Raw genomic sequence first — 18098 nt, forward strand, 5'->3', positions numbered from 1 at the left:
AAATTAGTTTCTTTTTATTGCATGGTGAGTGATTAGCAGTCAGGAGTTGGCGTGAGTTCGCTGTTTTCTACGCGTTGACTTCTGTACGGCCTACACTCAGCGAAATAAATGTGACCCCGGTTCTACTCCCTCTTGGTCCTTGCTGATTTACCGCTCAGTAGTCTGAAAGGATATTGATTATGTATTTTCTCGAATTGAATAACGGTGTAGAGATACCTCAGCTCGGCATGGGAATGGCTGCGATTGGCAGCTGGCAGCAGGATGATGAGTATGTAACAGAAGTTATCTTGAAAGCCATGTCTGTGGGATATCGTCATTTTGACACAGGATCGGTCTATGGAAATGAGCGAGCTCTGGGAAGAGCGATCAAAGAATCCGGCCTAGCGAGGGAAGAGCTTTTTATTACCAGTAAAGTTTGGGATACGGAGCAGGGAACCAATAAAACTCACGATGCATTTGCCCGTAGCCTGGAGCGTTTACAGCTGGAATACCTGGACCTATATCTGATCCATTGGCCCATGCCGGCCTATACCCGGGAAACCTGGGGTGCAATGGAGGCGCTTTACCAGCAGAAAAAAGTGCGGGCCCTGGGAGTGTCAAACTTTCGTAAATCTGATATTGAACAACTGGCGACTTTCTCGGAAGTGCGCCCTGTTTGTAATCAAATTGAACTGCATCCCTATTTTACTCAGCAGCCTTTAGTCGATTATTGCCAGTTCCATAAAATTACGATTTGCAGCTGGTCTCCTTTGGGGTCGGGATCTACATGGAGCGGTGTCGAGGCTCATGAAAAACCTCTCATAGATCCAGTAATTGTGGACATTGCGCAAAATCATGGGGTGACTTCGGGGCAGGTTATCCTTAAGTGGAATATCCAGCAGCATCGCATAGTTATTCCCAAGGCGGAAAGCCTGGATCACATACGCAATAACTTCTTATTATCTGATTTTAATTTGAGCAATGCGGAGATCCAGGCAATTAATGGATTGAACTGCAATAAAAGGTTGGGCGGTGATCCCGATTATGTTAATCAGAAAAATATAATGGTCAAAGTGCCCGATTAAATTTTTTCCAACAAAGCATAGGTCGCTATAGCGCAGGCGGAAGTAACATTCATTGAGGAATTGATACCCTGCATAGGTATGTGTACCACAGCATCTGCCAGTCCCAGAAGTTCAGGGTTGACCCCATCCTTTTCAGAACCCAATACCAAACATATTTTATCCCCGTTGGAAACAGGAGTATCTTTGAGTTCGACGCTATTTGAGGCAATTTCCAGGCAAATTAATCGATAGCCCTTATTTTTTAAGGTTTGTGCGATATTGGCTGCAGATGAGTGATATTCGTAGGGAACGTACTTTTCTGTAGACCTGGAAACTTTTCGAATTTTGGAATTAGGTGGAACCAGGCTTTCACCGGTTAAATAAATTTTCTCTACGCCGAGTGCATCGGCGATACGAAACAAGCCGCCGACATTGCTCGGAGTACCGATATCGGTGGCTAAATAGCATAATGGATAAGTGTTTGTGCTGGGTTGATGACTACTGTGATCTGTCTGCATTTTTCGGTTTGTTACTATAGGAAGTGGGGAAGTCACCACTTCCCCAAGAAAGTACTGCGGTATTGATGGGGGAGTTAGTGGCTGCTCTCTGCGATTTCGAGAGCCTCCTCGGCGACTCTTTGCGCAGCGGCCTGGCGATTACGTATCTGTTCTACCAGGGAGGGCTCCCGGTTGGCCTTTTGATTCTGGATATGTACCGCTTGCCTGTATACCTTATCTGACACAATAAACTCTTCCGCTCGCTGGTTGATTTCGCTGTAGCGTGTATTCAGTTCTGAGATCTTCTTGGATAGATGTTCAAGATCCAGGATATCGTCGAAGTAAAGGGCGATCAGCCGCTCGCACTCCCTGGCGATTGCAAGGTACTCGTTGCCTACCTGCCGGTGTCCCTCATAGTTCTTTTTAAAATTGAAGAAAGTCTGCACACCGCCCAATAGCGCGGCCAGCAGGGCCAGCGCCGCACCACTCCACTTGGTCCAATCAGGCAGCTCCGCATTGATCAAGGAGAAGAAAAGCGAACCGAGGAATAAGTTGACGACAACGATGGGCACCCCGCAAAGCACATGCAAATTGCGCCCCTTCATAGAGGCTCGAAAGTGGCTGTGTTTGCACAGGTGAGCATTCCAGCGGAGCTTCTCCAGGACTTCCACGGTATTAGGTATAGTGCTCATGATTCCTTTTCGCCCTCATTCTACTTCTAGCTATTGTGGGCGATAGTTTGACGGATGCCAGCGAGATGTACAGGGGAGATGACCAGATTCGAAAGTTTGGACTACGGGGGTGGCTCTAGATGTACCAAAGCAGGCCCTAAATGTAAGTGATTACCTACACTTGGGGCCTTGCGACCCGGACTAGAAGTTGTAAGTTACTCCCAGCGCAGTAAAATCGGCCTTTTCCTCCTCGACTTCATAGATGGTGTGTTCAAGGCCAATATCCCAAGTACCAGTAGACCAGGATATCTCTGCACCATAGTAGAGGTCCGAGCCGTCTGTGGAGCTATCTGTGCTGTAGCTGATTTCGTAGGGTTCCGACATTATATAGACATCATAAATACCGTCGTTTTCGTAGTAGCTAAGAGTACCTATCCTTTGTGCTTGACCGCTTCGATTCGCGCACCACTGGTGTACACCTAAGCGAACAACAGCATTGAAGTTTTGCTGGAATTTCTGGGTGAGAGCAAGTCCCAGGCTGTAGGATTTATAGTCGGTTTTACTGTTCCATTCGTAAGTATGGTTGTAAACTACATTTACATCCTGGCCTTGATAATAGTCCGAATAATAGAATTCCTCATCACCTTTATACTCCTGGCGAACCTCTCCCAAATTCACCACCCCACCTTCGACAGCTAAATAGTCATTTATGCGGTAGCCAAGAGTAAAGCTATATTCAGTCGAATTAAGGTCTTCACTCTCTGTATAGCGGGCTCTGGTATCAAAGCTCATATAGCCCAGTGTAGCTTTGGCATAAAAGGGCTTTTCTGAAGCGTAAGTGTTGGCACCTGATGCCAATGCGAGAATGAACAGGGATAGGAGTGTGATGCGTCTCAAGGGGTACCTCAATAAAAGAAAACTAACGATTGGTCATAGATTCGCGATATCTATGTATTCAAATGGGACATATAGCAGAGTTTAAGTAGTTTGTACCAATCTGCTTATTTTACACTTGTACCGCCTCAGCTGAAAGTTATTAACCTGCTTTTAGCAAGGATCTGCTAGTAAGTGAGCGCCAACTATAGGTGGTGGTAAGGGTAAGAGAAAATTTGGGTGCTTTGAATTTTGAATAATTTCTTGGTTATAGGTCTGCGCAAAAGGGCAAGTTTCTTGTATTTTTATTGTCCATCTTGGCCGAGGGGTTTGCACCCCCCCTAAGATTCAAGCTAATAAAAATTAAACCCTTGAGTAGTTGGGGGCAGGTATGTCAATCGCGCGGCAGCGCTTTATAGTTTTGGGGCCTCTTTTTGCTGTGGCCTTCTATTTCTTTTTATCAGCGTTGGGGATGCAGTATCTACCGGCAGTAACTGCTGCAATTACCTTGTTAACCGTGATTTGGTGGATAACGGAGGCACTGCCAATCCCCGCAACGTCACTGGTGCCTTTTGTCCTCTTGCCTCTATTTGGAGTAGCGGATCATCGGGAGGTCGCAGCTTCCTTGGGAAGTCATGTCATTCTGTTGTTGATGGGGGCCTTTATTTTGTCCAAGGCCCTGGAGAAAAGTGGGGCCCACGAGCGCCTTGCCCTGTATATGTTGCGTATTGTGGGGGTCTCCAGCGGCCGCAGGCTGGTACTTGGATTTATGTTGGCGGCAGGCTTCCTGAGCATGTGGATTTCCAATACCGCTACCACATTGATGATGCTGCCTATAGCCCTGGCGATTCTCAGTAAGATCGATAACGAACGCTTAAGTATTGCCCTGATCCTGGGTATTGCCTACGCCGCAAGTCTGGGTGGGGTAGGTACTCCTCTGGGCACGCCGCCCAATGTGATTTTTATGGGAATATACGAGGAAGTAACCGGACGAGAGTTTAGCTTCTTGGGCTGGATGAAAATAGGAGTCCCAGTTGCTTTGGTGACGCTGCCTACAATGGCTCTCTGGCTGACCCGTCATGTGCATCTGAAAAATGACATTGAGCCCCCTCAAGTGGGGGAGTGGAGGCAAGAGGAAAAGCGAACCTTAATGGTTTTCGGTGTGGCAATTCTCCTATGGGTTACTCGCAATGCACCGTTTGGCGGTTGGAGCGAATTGATAGGTATTGATGCTGCCGGCGATGGAACCGTGGCTCTAGCAGCCGTTGTCGCTATGTTTCTAGTGCCTAACGGTAAGGGAGGGCGGCTGCTCGATTGGCAGACGGCAGAGACGATTCCCTGGGGAATGTTGTTACTGTTTGCCGGTGGTATAGCGCTAGCAAAAGGTTTCTCCAGTTCCGGACTGAGCGATATGCTCGGAAACGGTCTTTCTTTCCTGACGGCGATGCCACTGTGGTTGTTGTTGGTCATTCTATGCCTTAGTGTGACCTTCTTGACAGAGATAACCAGCAATACAGCTACGGCAACTCTACTTATGCCAATTTTAGCTGTAGCCGCCACTTCAGCGGGTTTTGAGCCCATGGTGCTGATGATACCTGCGGCGATGAGTGCCAGTTGTGCATTTATGTTGCCTGTAGCTACAGCGCCTAATGCGATTGCGTATGGAACCGGTAAAGTACGTATACAGGATATGGTTCGAGAGGGCGCGATACTCAGTGTGACGGCATCGCTGATAATAGCGGGGATGAGCTGGTTGATCCTGGCTGGTTAGTGTTTGTCTATATCATAGCCAGCGTGAGATGTGCATAAGCAGGCGAATGGATAAAAGAAAAATAGGGAACCTCTGAATAATTCCAAGCCAATATTGGTAATATTCACCTACCCATCAAGACTACGATGAATTATGCACCAAGTCACCTTTGCCGAAGCAGAATATAAGCTAAAGCGCCGTATAACTCGCCGAGAGAAGTTTCTTTCTCAAATGGAAGCCCTCATCCCATGGCAGCGACTAGAAGCTCAGATCACTCCTTGCTATCCACAAGGCAAACGTGGCCGACAGCCATATCCATTGAGTGTCATGCTCCGTATTCATTGCATGCAGCTATTTTATAATCTCAGTGATCCCGCTATGGAGGATGCACTGTATGAAATTGAATCCATGCGTAGTTTTGCTGGATTGACTTTGAGCGGCCCAATTCCCGATGAAACAACGATTCTTAACTTTCGCCACTTACTGGAGCTCAATCAGCTAGGTGCAGCTCTTTTTGATGAAATCAACAAGCATCTTGCTGAGAATGGCATGGTACTGCGTGAAGGCACGATTGTAGATGCCACTATTATCTCTGCGCCAACTTCAACCAAGAATAAAAAGAAAAAACGTGATCCAGAAATGCATCAAACAAAGAAAGGCAATCAGTGGCATTTTGGAATGAAAATGCATATCGGGGTTGATGATGTGCTCGGAGTAATACATAGCATAGATACAACAGCAGCGAATTCGCATGATGTCACAACTACAGAGCGAGTTCTCCACGGGGAGGAGAAAAGAATCTGGGGAGACTCTGGGTACATTGGTGCGGAGAAACGTGAAGAGTTGAAAGAGCGGGAGGCGGATTGGTATATAGCAATGAAGCCGAGCAAGCTAAAAACTCTTCCAGGGCGTGATGCACTTCGTAAAGCGGAAAAGATCAAGGCGCAGATAAGAGCGAAGGTCGAGCACCCCTTCCGCTACATCAAACGGGTATTTGGTTATGACAAGGTCCGCTATCGGGGACTGGTAAAAAATACTGAGAGGCTGTGCTTACTGGCAGGCTTTACCAACTTAATAATAGGGAGAAAATACTTGGCTGCCTAGGGGTGGTTCGCCTGAAATCCACCTATTGAGGGTTTCAGATGAAAAATTAGTGGACTATTACGCGCAAATTACGCGTTTGTGCGTAATAAAGTGAATTTTTCAAGCAGCTCAGCTTAATTCTGGAAAAATGCTTCGTTGATCAGAGGGTCCATAGATAGGGGAGATAGAGTTCGATGAATAAAACCACAGCAACACTGTTGCTCACCCTTGGTTTAGTAGGGTGTGGCGAGACAGAAAATAACCAAGTAGCAGAGGACAAAACCTTGTTTAGCGAACAGGCTTCCGCTCCTGTAGCCAAGAAGGTGCCCCATAAAATGGTTATGCATGGCCATGAGCGCATCGATAATTACTACTGGATGCGCGACGATGAACGTAAGGCGCCAGATGTTATTGCTCATCTGGAAGCAGAAAATGCTTATACCGATTCGGTAATGAACCACACCAAAGAGTTACAGGAATTACTCTTTGAGGAAATGACTGGCCGTCTGGAGAAAGATAAATCAACGGTCCCCGTTTACTATAATGGTTATTGGTATTACAGCCGCTATCTTCCCGAGAAAGAATACGCGATCCACGCGCGACGTAAAGGGACCCAGGAAGCACCTGAAGAGGTTTTGCTGGATGTGAATATGCTGGCTGAAGACCACGGCTACTTTAGTGTAGGGCGCCTGGCGGTTTCTCCCAGTAATCAATTGGTAGCATATCCTGAAGATAGTGTTGGGCGCCGTGTTTACACGATTCGCTTCAAGGACTTAAAGACTGGTGAGATGCTGCCAGATAAATTGGAGAATGCTTCACCAGTTGCCGTTTGGGCAAACGATAACCAAACTGTCTTCTATATCAATAAAGACCATCAAACTCTGCTCGGCTATCAGGTAATGCGCCATAAGTTGGGCACGCCACAGAGTGAAGATGTTGTTGTTTACGAAGAGATGGATAAGGCTTTCTATACGTGGATTTCCAAATCCCGGGATGGGGAGCTGATACGCATTCACCACAGCTCTACAACTAGCAGTGGCCAGTCAATCCTGGACGCAAACACCCCTCTCGCGGATTTTGCTCCCTTATACCCCCGGGAAGAGGATCATGAGTATTCAGCGCTAAAGTTAGGGAATGATTTTTATATCATGACTAACTGGCAAGCTGAAAACTTCCGACTTATGAAGGTTGCCATGGATGACGCAGCAGATAAGTCTAATTGGCAGGAAGTCATACCTCATAGTAGTGAGGTTTTGTTGGAAGATTTCACTTTATTTGATCATCATCTGGCAGTAATAGAACGAAAAGCGGGGCAAACGGGTCTCCGAATTATCAATTTAGAGAATAATAAAGACTTTCAAGTCGGGTTTAATGATCCAGTATACAGGCTGGGCTTGAGTTCAAACCCAAACTTGGACTCAGAGAGTGTTCGAGTATCTTATTCGAGTTTAACGACACCAAATAGTGTCTATGAAGCCAAGCTAGATAGTGGCGATTTGGAATTGCTTAAACAAGACAAGGTTCTGGGTGGTTTTGACCCAGAGCACTATCAGAGCGAAGGAATCCTGGTAGCTGCACGCGATGGTGTTAAGGTGCCAGTATCTTTGGTTTATCGTAAAGATAAATTTAAGAAAGATGGCTCTAATCCATTACTGCAATATGCCTATGGCTCATACGGTAGTACCGTTGACCCCTGGTTCCGCTCTTCAGTAGTGTCTTTGCTTGATCGTGGTTTTGTATTTGCTATTGCCCATATTCGTGGCGGCCAAAAGTTGGGGCGTGCCTGGTACGAAGATGGAAAGATGTTCAATAAAAAGAATACTTTCACTGATTTTATCGACGTTACCAAGGCGTTGGGGAAATTAAAATATGGCGCCCCTGATAAGATCTTTGCTTCAGGTGGTAGTGCCGGGGGGCTGTTGATGGGGGCGGTAGTCAATATGGAGCCGGATTTGTACCGGGGAGTTACTGCGGCGGTGCCATTTGTTGATGTGGTAACTACCATGCTGGATGAGTCAATTCCCCTGACTGTTAATGAGTATGACGAGTGGGGCAATCCTAATAATAAGGATAGTTACGAATATATGCTTTCCTATTCTCCCTATGACCAGGTGAAAGCTCAGGATTACCCCAATATGTTGGTAACCACTGGGCTACATGATTCCCAGGTGCAATACTTTGAGCCAATGAAATGGGTGGCAAAGTTACGCGAATTGAAGACCGATGAAAATCAGTTGTTATTCAATACCAATATGGAAGCAGGTCACGGTGGCTCTTCGGGTCGTTTCCGTCGCTATAAGGAGACCGCTTTACAGTATGCATTTTACCTCGATTTACTTGGGTATAAAAATGGAGAGACTGATAACAAGGTTAAGTAATAAATCTGTTATGCTTATTTTAGAGATATAGGTCTGATTATGGGTAGCTAATTATTCTTTATATTTCTACTTAAGTATCATGTAAATAAAGGGGAGATAGCTTCCCTTTATTTGTTGGGGAAGTTGAAATGTCCTTTTCTTTTTCAGCTTTCTGAAATATTAACTTCTAGAGTCAGTTGGCTTTTCGCGTTGTTTAGGTAGGATAAATACGCACCACCTTGTTAGTATTCCGCTAAAAATCCAAATACTTTGAATTTCTATTTATAGGCGTAGAATGGAGATAGATTTATTGGAAGGTCTGAATTATGCGTGAGTTCGCCGCCATTGAGGCACCTGTAATTGATCGATTTGGAGGGTTAGATGGACTTCAGTCGAAGCTGGTGAAGCCAAAGCCTGCGCAGCTCTTGAGAGAGATACATGACAGTCAGTGGTTGTCATCGGCATCCCGGGCTGTTTTTCAAGCCGGTTTTAGTTGGAAGGTTGTTGAAAAAAAGTGGCCAGATATAGAGAGGATCTTTTATGGCTTTGATGTTTCGTTCTGTCGTTACTTACCGGAAGAGGCGTTAGATGATCTAATGCGGCAGGAAGGTATGATCAAGCACTGGACTAAAACTCGCTCCATTCAGAGAAATGCAGACTTTTTCTGGCATTTATCTAATGAGCATGGAAGTTTGGGAGCGTATTTCTCTAGCTGGAATACAGACAACTATATTGAGAATCTTCTGTACTTGCGTAAAGGTGGTGATCGACTCGGCGGTAAGACTGCCCAAGTATTTCTAAGACGAATGGGAGTTGATACTTTGGTTTTTGCAAGTGATACCATTCGAGCCTTAATCCGAGAAGGGGTTGTCGACAAGTCTCCCTCCTCCAAGAAAGACTGGGCTGCACTAAAAGCAGCCATCGAAACTTGGCAGTCCCAGTCAAATCGTAGTTTGAATGAGATTAGCCAGATATTATCACTTTCGGTAGGTTAAACAACTGGGGTATTTAGTTGGTAGAAGTATCTATTTCACTCCTACCAACCTGAATGCTTGATCGAAAGTTAATCGGCTGTAGCTGACGGCACAACCTGAAAGTCCACGGACAACGAAGCCTCATACTGAACTTCGTCGAAGGAGCTAACCTCTGTTTCTATATATGCTTCTGAAAAGCTATCTTCAAATTTACTTTTTCGAGTTCTGGAAGCAGTAACGATAACCTCTTCTATTGCTCCAGCTCCCGCTGTCCCATGATAGCCGATATTATTTGTACGGACATTAACTGGTGTTAACTGAATGCTCAGGGTTCTCTCATAGTCAGCTTTTTGTTCCATGATTTTGGCTAGTGCCTTAGATCGGACCTTTTTTGTATATTCAGATACTTCTGAATGCTCAAAAGAAGTACTCACTATTTCTATTTCTTTATTTTCATCGGTTAGCTTTGCGATAGACTGTAAATGTCCCTCCTTGTTAATAGTTATTGCGACCCTGTTAATAACTTTATAGCTGGAAGGATTTTTGCCTAGCCAACCAAATTGTGGGGAAGATGAAAATTTTGAATTTTTAATCTTAGCTCGGTCTATGCCAGCCTTTATCAAGCTCTCGGTTAATTGTTCACGCAAAGAACTATTGTTAGCAATGGCGTCTGATAGGAGAGGCTCTTCAGTGGTGACAATAATATTGACTATAGCCTGGTCTGAATAAGCCGTTTCTTTTGCACTGCCGTGGAGAGTCACAACTCTTGATGTTGGGTAAATTAGGTCGCGTAAGTCCTGGGGGGAGCCTTTAATCTCTGGGGTTGCCATTGAAAGGCTGGGAATGAGTAGCGAAGCTAAAAGAGCAAGTCTTTTCATATTGACACTTCCAAACTGTGAATAAATGACAATCTATCAGGAAACTGGCTTATTGCCGATCAATAGCACTATATCGGCTTTCCTAGTTTCTATCCAATTGTTGCAGCTGAAACAGTTCGTTGTAGTTGTATATTAGTAAAGTATCGCCCAATTACCATTCATGATACGACTATTACTGCTTTGGTATTTTAGTACCGTTTATCGCTGCAAAATTACCACCTATCAGTCTCAGCCAGGTTCTAAAACCAGTTCACAGACAATCGATTGCATCACTTTAAAGTGCGCACTTGGTCATCAATTGAGGATAAAAATTCAATGGATGACAGCAAGCAATAACAAATTATCTTAGTGACATACGAGTTGGGCAGAGCTGATGGGTTTACTGATAAATAAGAAGTTAATAGCGCTTTCTTTGACGGCATTGCTGGCCGCGTGTGGAGGTGGTGGAGGGAGCTCCTCTTCGGATTCGGATAACCCCTCTTCAGATAGTAGCGGTAGTGGTAATAATAGTGGCGGTAGTGATCAGGGTTCGTCCGGCAGCGATGATAATCCGATCTCGGATAATGTGGGCACTACAGTTGTAGTGGGGGACGTAGAGCATACAGATTTAGGCTTCGCCTCTTTGACTGCCATTGACGTAACGTTGCCAGAAGGTATGAACAATGCCCGTGAGGTTTACCAGATGGCGCACTATATAGCGCGCACTGACGGGGAGCAGGATGAAGAGGATATTGATATCCCGATTCGTAGTTATACTGCGACCTGTGCAACAGATACCGATACTCCGAGAATGTTTGTTTCCACTACTTTGTCAGAGGGGGACACTGCTGCGGATACAACTCACGGTTCTGTTTATGAGCTACAGTATGATCCAGATACTTCCAGTTTTGAGCCAACAGGTAATGCAACGCTGTTAAATCAGTGTTATGAATCCCACGGTGTGGCTGTAAGCTCTGATTGCTCCACAGTAGCAGTTCTATGCAATACAGATTATCAAGCCAATGAGCGTTATGAGGTTGAAGCTGACCTTGTTGAACAATACGGTTCAACGTGGATGAAAATGGAAGATAACATTGACACCATTGAATCCCGTATTGCGAATGAAATTGGTCTTCTGGTTGCGACCAACCAAGGTAAATATATCGACTTCTTTACTGATCACCCTACGCTGACGTTTGACGATTTTCTTGCTGGTTTGGAGGCAAACTTTCCAGATACTGATTTTGGGGATTCGCCATCCTTTACTACTATTAAAGGGTCCGATATGCAAGAGGAGATGGAGTATATTATTTCCAGTCTTTCCTCTGGCGACTATGACGATTTACTGCAGCACATTCGAGATGCCAGTTACAGCTATAACGAGCAGATTTGGCTGCTAGAGTGGGAAAATCAGCCTTTAAGTGAAGTTCCTGATGCTTACGTAGTAAATAAAATGCACGGCGGAACTCATCTTGGCGCACAAGAGCTGATTTATGTTGAGGATGACAGCCAGGGTCGTAGTAGCTATGGTTTCTCAGTTTCTGCACGGGTATTTGATGGAAATGGGAGTTCTCACTATTCGGCAGGCTTAACGGTTATTGACCGTAATAATTGGTCCCTGGATATGAGCAGCTCAGATAATCGCGGTTGGTATTGGGCCTGCGGCGATGGTCATGTAGTAAACATTCGCTCATTCTATAATCCAGACAATGAGATGTTTGGTGCAATTTGTACCAGTGATTGGAACGACTGGATAGGTAGCACTCATGGGCAACTCGGAACCATTGCAGTGAAAATGGAAACTTCCAGTTCGTCTACAGAAGGGCGCTTTAATCACTTCGTACCATCAACGTCTGCGATGGTATCAAATGGTGGCGGTCATACTGTTGTACCAGTGGATGCCAATACGAACCTTTCTTTGATTGTCTCGCCTAAATATATTGAAGATGCGGATATGGATCGCTTTCTTCAGGACGAAGTCGGTATTGATCCATCTGGGGAAGGCCCGTTTGATGATGATTGTGCAGATTACGACACCACAAACTGTTTCCTGTCCTACATGAGTTATAACTATTGGGAAGATGACGATAGTTTCTCCACAATAACAAGGCAGGGACTTTATTCCGGTGATGCATTAGACTCCAGCTCTTTAACCCGTATTGGTATCGCCAAAGTCAGCTTTACTGGTAGTATGGAAGGCCAGGGTTTTAATTGGTTGGTTGAGGATGATGATTGCCAAATTAGTGATCCACAACTTATTGATTTAAAAAATGGACGTTACTTATTTGGGTATGCAAAGTTCCAGTGTATTTCTGATAACCTGGCCTATAACCGTATTTATGCCGACAGCGGCTCTAAAAGATTATTAGTGCCAAAAGCCTTTTATGTAATGGAAGTCGATGCAGATCTAAACGTACTTGAAGGGCCAATCGAGTTACCTAATTATGGATGGGGTGGTTTGGATGAACCTATGTACTTAGGCGATGGAAAAGTGGCTTGGACTTATATTAAAAACCCCACCTATGACAACTATGTGAGCGGTCAGCAAAATGTTTGGCAGGCTATGATTTACCACTCAAATAGCGTTAATTAATTTTTTCTCCTGAACTGTTGTAATGATACTGGGAGATAAATTTGGTAAGGGGGCTCCCCCTTACCTCCCTCCTGCTTTTTTACTGGAACTCGTCCTGATTTCTGAAATATGGCCACGTATATGGGGAATAAAGAACTTACTTTTTTGCTATCAAAAAAATTGATTCTTTACTAGGCTGCCACTCCTGATCAATAAAAAAACCAACTCGTGTAAGCTTGTCTAAAAGCTCCTGCCTGTCAATTTTGTGGACATAAGGGGCCAGGTTTATGCGTTGCATCACTGGGATCAAGAATCGCCAATTGCTTTTCTTAATTAATACAGTGCTTGATACAAATATGCCCCCGGGTTTTAATAAATTGTAAACTCGCGCGATAGCACCATCTATATCCTCGATAAGGTGCAATATATTTAACCCTAAGATGGCGTTAAAACTATCTGGTTCGAATTTTAGTGAACCTAAGGTGCCTTGTTGAAAACTTATATTTTTAATAGCGGCACTTTTTACTTTTTGCTTGGCAATATCCAGCATCTTCTCGGAAATATCAGTGGCAGTTATACTGTTTACATAGGATGAGTGATGAATGGCGGTGCTACCGGTACCGCATCCGAATTCCAATACAGACCAGTCTGCCTGCAAATATTCTTGTGTTATAGCCAGTTTTCTCTTGTAACTTTTTAAATCTTTTATAGGGCTTTTGGCATAGCGCGCTGCAGTTTTATCCCAAAACCTTTTTGGCTCTATCATTTTTCCCTTCCTATCGTAGAGGTTCAATGAGTATGCATTCGATCGGTGGATAACCTACTACTAGATGATTACCTTTTGATTTTAAGTATATGTAGTATATTTCCCGAGTCGTTAGACTCTAAAAATTATCTCCGTAGAGGTGCTCATATATTTATACCTTGTAATTCTTGCTGCATGTTTTAATTTAGTGCCACAATTTTTTATGGAAAGGGTGCATAACGTGTCATAGGTATATCGATAGAAAAGTGGCTACGATACTTGTGTGCTACGATAGGGGTTGATCAAAATTTAAACGATTTCAACCTTTTCTTTACGTAAGTTATTTCTTCGAAAAGATAGCTTGCTCCAAAAGTTTTTTGGAAGTGCTCACTCACCTTTAGCTTCATCAATACTGTGACCTAGAGCGAAGTCGCGGTTCTTAGTTTTTGCAAACTATGTCACATTCATCTAAACCTCCATTTCTTTATGACTGAGAAGTCATATTGCTTGTCGCCCTAAGATTCTATTTGGCGCTATTAGTCATATTCTTGGCACTTATTAACCGGATACCTTTCGCAAGCCATAAAACAGTCTCGGCAACATAAAAAGACAATTTAATAAATTGGGACCAAGCCCGAGCAAAAATAAAAGGACATCACAATGACACTTTATCAACGATTGGGTGCGAGCTTCTCTTTACTATTAGCGGGGCTTTTGGGATCAGCCTCTGCAAGTGCGGATAACTGCTACATCCTGGTTCATGGCCATGGTACTGAGGGCCATATCAAGCAGCGTACTAACTCCCAGGGTAATCTTGAGCAGCCGGCTTTAGATTATTGGAGTGAGGCTTACTTCGATGAATACGCGGGTAGTGACTTTATTGAACAGTTGCGTGTAAATGGCGGCAATTACGGTGTGGTTGGTTACAACTCCACCGATGAGGGCGAGATGCCCTACTGGCATGACGGCACCGCGGGTGAAATCGCTCGGCAGATAATCGCTATTCGCAATGGCGAAGGCGATGATTATGAGCATGAAAACCAGTGTGCTGCCGATGACACTTTCTACGTGATCGCCCACAGTCAGGGCGCCACCCAGATGATGTACCTTGCGGGCAATGCCGTACCGGGGTCCCCTTACTATAACCGTGCTTACAACCAGCTGGATTCCAATACTGTGACCGAAACCTCGAAGGTTTGTACTGGCTCCTGGTTCTGGAAAAGCTGTAAGAAGAAAACCGAAACCGTTAATGTCGCAGGCCTGAATGATAGCTACGCAGTTGAAGTGGACTTTGATACTGCCATTAGCGGTATCGCGGCAATCTTTACTACTGGTGGTGCAATCACCGGTACTGAAGGGGTTGATCGACTGTGTAACGGTAGCTGGATCGAAGATTTGATCAACGATTGGTTTATCGGTCGTGAGTGCGCAGCAGTACGTTACCTGCAAACCAATGATGTCTATGCTGTACGCAACTATGTCGGCACTAACCTGGCTGCACCGGTTTATACCATTGGAGGCTACGCCGGTTTCCCAGGTATTGAGAGTGCTAGCTCTTTGCTGTTGGGCGGTGAGGACGATGGTTATATCAATCTGGCTTCCCAGATGAACTGCTCTGGTTCTGCTAAGCGCAACTTGTGGTCAAATCTGAAGGAATACAAGACCTTCTTGGGTATTGCTTACGGAAGCGCTATCTTCTCCTGCGATAATGACAATAAGGGGACAGCGCGTTCCTATAACCTGGCGAGCATTTATACCGATCATGACGCTCAGCGTAACGGCGGTATTATGGCCCCAGACTACACCGGTATCCCCGATGGCCTGAACTGTGGTGCCGGTAAAAATACGGCTGGTCGTATTGCTGCCTGTACAGAGTAATTAACTCATCGTTTTAAAAAAGGCCCGCTTAAAAGCGGGCTTTTTAGTTTGCGGGAATCATATATTTACTTCTATTAATTTTTAGCTCTAGTGATCCTCTACCTCTTGCAAATTGTTCTCTGCCTTCATACGAGATATTTCGATCTCTTCCGCAAAAATCTCATGGATTCCGAAACGGTAACTGTCAGTACTATTTGCCGCATGGGTACCGCCTGGAATCGTTGTAAATGCAATGCGCCAGGGAGTGTTCTCTCGTTCTTTCCAGTGCTTATGCCAGGAGAGTGCATCATTGCGTAGGTTTGGCATGTCTTTGGAGCCACTGGTTACTGCCAGAGTCAGATCTTCTCTTGTTGCTTGTACAGGTTCCCTATGGAAAAACTCCTGTTGTGGAAGAAAGGTGGCGTTACTAGCTATCGAGCCTCGAAATAAGTCGGGCTTAGTAAAGGCAGTGTACAGCACAAAATATCCCCCTCGACTTTGGCCGAAGAGAACCCGTTGTCGAGGGTTTACCGCGTAGCGGCTTTCAACTGCTGGCAAGAGCTCCTGCTCTAGAAAGTTGAGAAACTGCGGTGCACCGCCATACTTAAGTGTGTCAGTGTCAGTGTCAGTGTCAGTGTCACTGTCACCGGGTAGTGAAAAGTCAAAACTGCGATGATTGAGCTCGGGTTTAAATGAGCCGTAAGCAATACCTACGATAATCGCCTCGGGGGCGTAATCATCGTAATGCATAAACAGGTGATTAGTAGCCAAAATTGGGAACAGTGAATCCCCATCGAGGAGATAAATGACCGGGTAGGTTGTATCCTCGTTTGGATTATAGCCCTCAGGCAGGCGAGTATAGATATGGTAGGGGCGCCCAATAATCGCTGAATCCAGCTTAAAGTAGTCCCCTTTCAGGGCAGGTAAGAACTCAAGAGGCTGGGAATGACTTTCAGGAGAAGAGTTACTTTGGTGGTTAGCAGGGCAGCCACTTAGCAGTCCGGCTGCTAATAGCGTTGATAGAAAACGAATAAGGGGCTTTTTCATCGAGTCTCCTATACTAACGGTGGGATTCATTGGTTGACTAAGTCTCTTCTTATATTCTCAAGTGGGGTGCTAATGAGCAATATAAAGCTTGCTGCTGGTATCGATTTTCCTGCAATAGAAGTAAAGCGACTTGGTGGAGGTGAGTTGGTACTGGGGAAGCTTGAAGGTAGTTTCCCTTGGCAAATGGTAGTCGTTTACCGAGGTAAGCACTGCCCACTATGTACCAAGTATTTGCGTGTCTTGAGTGTACTACTACCCCGCTATCATGCGGAGGGTATTGACGTGGCTGTTGTCTCTGCCGATACGGAGGAAAAAGCTTCTCTGCATATGGAAGCAATTCAGCCGGGATTTACTGTCGGTTACGGTTTATCAATACCCCAAATGCAGCAGCTTGGGCTCTATATTTCAAAACCCCGCTCCCCTGAAGAAACAGATAGGCCCTTTGCTGAACCGGGTGTTTTTGTCATCAACGAATCTGGAAGGCTGCAAATAGTCGACATTTCCAATGCACCTTTTGCGAGGCCTGACTTGCAAACGCTATTGGTGGGTATCGAGTTTATCCGAAATCCTGATAACCATTACCCAATTAGAGGAACATATTAATATTTTTTTAATACCCTGCTAATTCAGGGAGCTATATTTTGGATTAAAAGTTTGTAGTAAAGTTAGAGGTCTGGAATTTAAGGGGGTAGGGTAGTGACGAACGCTTTTCTCTCTGAGGTGAATCACTTCAAGCTTAATCCAATTGATAATAGTAAAGTCGTATTAATTGATGGCCCCAACCAAAGAGCTATACCCGTTTATGGCAGAGAGATTGTTGCTCAATATCAATTTCTCGATAAAGTGTTAGTTATCCTACATGATTGGTGGTCTCTGGATCAGGGAGTTAATATCTACCTACTCTCTAGAGGAAGAGTTTTGGATTTTGCTTTGAGTTCGGATATCGACTTATGGGGAGATTTAGATGACGTGAAAGTTATCCAACCGGATACTATTTGCTTTTCTTTTCCGAATGCTTTGCACTGGCGACTGCGCTGCTATAAGCGGGCAAGGCCGGCTTTATATCTTTCTCTTCCTTATAGTTTTTGGTGGCGTCGAAACTTATTTTATTCCTGGTTTTCATTGCAACGCCTCAAGTGAATGGTATATATAAATATCAGGCGGCGAATCTGTAATTGTACATTACCCAAGTAAGATAACAGGTGTTTACCCTGTTATCTTATTTTTATTCAATAGAGCTGAACTTTTTCTGTCGGATTTTTGAAGCGGTAGCTTCAACGTGAGTAGCCTATTAGAAGTTGTTCAGCTCTTCCCGTAGATCGGTCTCTAACTCCTCTGAGTTAGTAATCCATACACTTTTGTCCGGCGCAGGAAACACACCAATTTCAATGCCGTCATTTCTTAAGCCAGAAAGCCACTTCTTTAAAAACTGTGGTAAGGGAATACTTTTAGGCGTGAGGTCTGCTTCATTTTCAGCATAGGCTTGGGAAAATTCAGCGCTTGGCCATACTGGCAGATATTCAAAGCCACCATCTTCATCGGTGTGTATTTTAAGAAAGCAATTTTGGCTATCGATCAGTATCCAGATCTCCCGCTCTTCTCCGGCTATGCTCAGAAAATACTCGTAGCGATCTTCACAGCTGAGATTAGTTATTTCACTTAAATCTGGGGTGCTCATATATCAATTCATTGTAGCTAGGTAATAGGCGAGTAGGGATAACTGAAGGCCTGCTCATCTAGAGGCATAGCTGTTATACCAATTAATGCGGGGC

The 18098-nt window shown here is 44.7% G+C and carries 16 protein-coding genes; 9 read left to right on the forward strand and 7 right to left on the reverse strand.

Features of this window, described 5'->3' with window-relative positions:
* Positions 1-179: 179 nt before the first annotated feature.
* Positions 180-1064: an aldo/keto reductase gene (locus ACJJIN_RS00275; RefSeq protein ID WP_444896430.1), complete on the forward strand. Its 885-nt coding sequence runs from the start codon at positions 180-182 to the stop codon at positions 1062-1064.
* Here ACJJIN_RS00275 and ACJJIN_RS00280 read toward each other — a convergent pair.
* From ACJJIN_RS00280 to ACJJIN_RS00290, 3 genes are all read right to left on the reverse strand, one after another.
* On the reverse strand, positions 1061-1561 hold the full coding sequence (locus ACJJIN_RS00280) for a TrmH family RNA methyltransferase (protein ID WP_444896431.1): 501 nt from the start codon (positions 1559-1561) through the stop codon (positions 1061-1063). The two genes, ACJJIN_RS00275 and ACJJIN_RS00280, sit on opposite strands and share 4 nt — an antisense overlap.
* Positions 1562-1635: 74 nt before the next feature.
* Positions 1636-2232, reverse strand: coding sequence for an SLATT domain-containing protein (locus ACJJIN_RS00285; protein WP_444896432.1), 597 nt, complete (start codon positions 2230-2232; stop codon positions 1636-1638).
* Positions 2233-2412: 180 nt separating this feature from the next.
* Entirely contained in the window at positions 2413-3108 is a 696-nt protein-coding gene (locus tag ACJJIN_RS00290) for an outer membrane beta-barrel protein (RefSeq protein WP_444896433.1), read from the reverse strand.
* A gap of 367 nt (positions 3109-3475) precedes the next feature.
* On the opposite strand from ACJJIN_RS00290, the gene ACJJIN_RS00295 reads away from it, so the two are divergent.
* The 4 genes from ACJJIN_RS00295 to ACJJIN_RS00310 all read left to right on the forward strand — a co-directional run bounded on the left by ACJJIN_RS00295 (position 3476) and on the right by ACJJIN_RS00310 (position 9269).
* Positions 3476-4855 (forward strand): SLC13 family permease, encoded by a 1380-nt coding sequence (locus ACJJIN_RS00295; protein WP_444896434.1) that lies wholly within the window; start codon positions 3476-3478, stop codon positions 4853-4855.
* A 132-nt stretch (positions 4856-4987) separates the two neighbouring features.
* On the forward strand, positions 4988-5938 hold the full coding sequence (locus tag ACJJIN_RS00300) for an IS5 family transposase (RefSeq protein WP_444895065.1): 951 nt from the start codon (positions 4988-4990) through the stop codon (positions 5936-5938).
* A gap of 173 nt (positions 5939-6111) precedes the next feature.
* Positions 6112-8295, forward strand: a complete 2184-nt coding sequence (locus ACJJIN_RS00305; RefSeq protein ID WP_444896435.1) for a S9 family peptidase — start codon at positions 6112-6114, stop codon at positions 8293-8295.
* A gap of 305 nt (positions 8296-8600) precedes the next feature.
* Positions 8601-9269, forward strand: coding sequence for a DNA-3-methyladenine glycosylase I (locus ACJJIN_RS00310; RefSeq protein ID WP_444896436.1), 669 nt, complete (start codon positions 8601-8603; stop codon positions 9267-9269).
* 68 nt (positions 9270-9337) lie between these two features.
* On the opposite strand, the gene ACJJIN_RS00315 is transcribed toward ACJJIN_RS00310, so the two are convergent.
* Complete coding sequence (locus ACJJIN_RS00315; protein WP_444896437.1) at positions 9338-10126, reverse strand: SIMPL domain-containing protein; 789 nt, start codon at positions 10124-10126, stop codon at positions 9338-9340.
* Positions 10127-10499: 373 nt separating this feature from the next.
* Between ACJJIN_RS00315 and ACJJIN_RS00320 the strand changes: the two genes are divergently transcribed.
* Complete coding sequence (locus ACJJIN_RS00320) at positions 10500-12698, forward strand: hypothetical protein (protein ID WP_444896438.1); 2199 nt, start codon at positions 10500-10502, stop codon at positions 12696-12698.
* 136 nt (positions 12699-12834) lie between these two features.
* Here the strand turns inward: ACJJIN_RS00320 and ACJJIN_RS00325 are convergent, their stop codons facing one another.
* On the reverse strand, positions 12835-13443 hold the full coding sequence (locus tag ACJJIN_RS00325) for a class I SAM-dependent methyltransferase (RefSeq protein ID WP_444896439.1): 609 nt from the start codon (positions 13441-13443) through the stop codon (positions 12835-12837).
* Positions 13444-14082: 639 nt separating this feature from the next.
* Between ACJJIN_RS00325 and ACJJIN_RS00330 the strand changes: the two genes are divergently transcribed.
* Entirely contained in the window at positions 14083-15300 is a 1218-nt protein-coding gene (locus tag ACJJIN_RS00330; protein ID WP_413662963.1) for a hypothetical protein, read from the forward strand.
* Positions 15301-15387: 87 nt separating this feature from the next.
* Here ACJJIN_RS00330 and ACJJIN_RS00335 read toward each other — a convergent pair whose 3' ends face one another.
* Positions 15388-16326 carry an alpha/beta hydrolase gene (locus tag ACJJIN_RS00335; RefSeq protein WP_444896440.1) on the reverse strand — a complete coding sequence of 313 codons (939 nt, stop codon included), beginning with the start codon at positions 16324-16326 and terminating at the stop codon, positions 15388-15390.
* Between the two features lie 72 nt (positions 16327-16398).
* Here ACJJIN_RS00335 and ACJJIN_RS00340 point away from each other — a divergent pair, with 72 nt between their 5' ends.
* Together ACJJIN_RS00340 and ACJJIN_RS00345 are read left to right on the forward strand one after the other, a co-directional pair.
* Positions 16399-16929 (forward strand): redoxin domain-containing protein, encoded by a 531-nt coding sequence (locus ACJJIN_RS00340; RefSeq protein ID WP_444896441.1) that lies wholly within the window; start codon positions 16399-16401, stop codon positions 16927-16929.
* Positions 16930-17022: 93 nt separating this feature from the next.
* A complete protein-coding gene (locus tag ACJJIN_RS00345; protein ID WP_444896442.1) occupies positions 17023-17466 on the forward strand; it encodes a hypothetical protein in 444 nt (147 codons plus the stop codon).
* 151 nt (positions 17467-17617) lie between these two features.
* On the opposite strand, the gene ACJJIN_RS00350 is transcribed toward ACJJIN_RS00345, so the two are convergent.
* Positions 17618-18004, reverse strand: a complete 387-nt coding sequence (locus ACJJIN_RS00350) for a DUF2750 domain-containing protein (protein WP_444896443.1) — start codon at positions 18002-18004, stop codon at positions 17618-17620.
* Positions 18005-18098 lie beyond the last annotated feature (94 nt).

It is taken from the genome of Microbulbifer maximicatervae (SeqCode) (assembly GCF_052467505.1).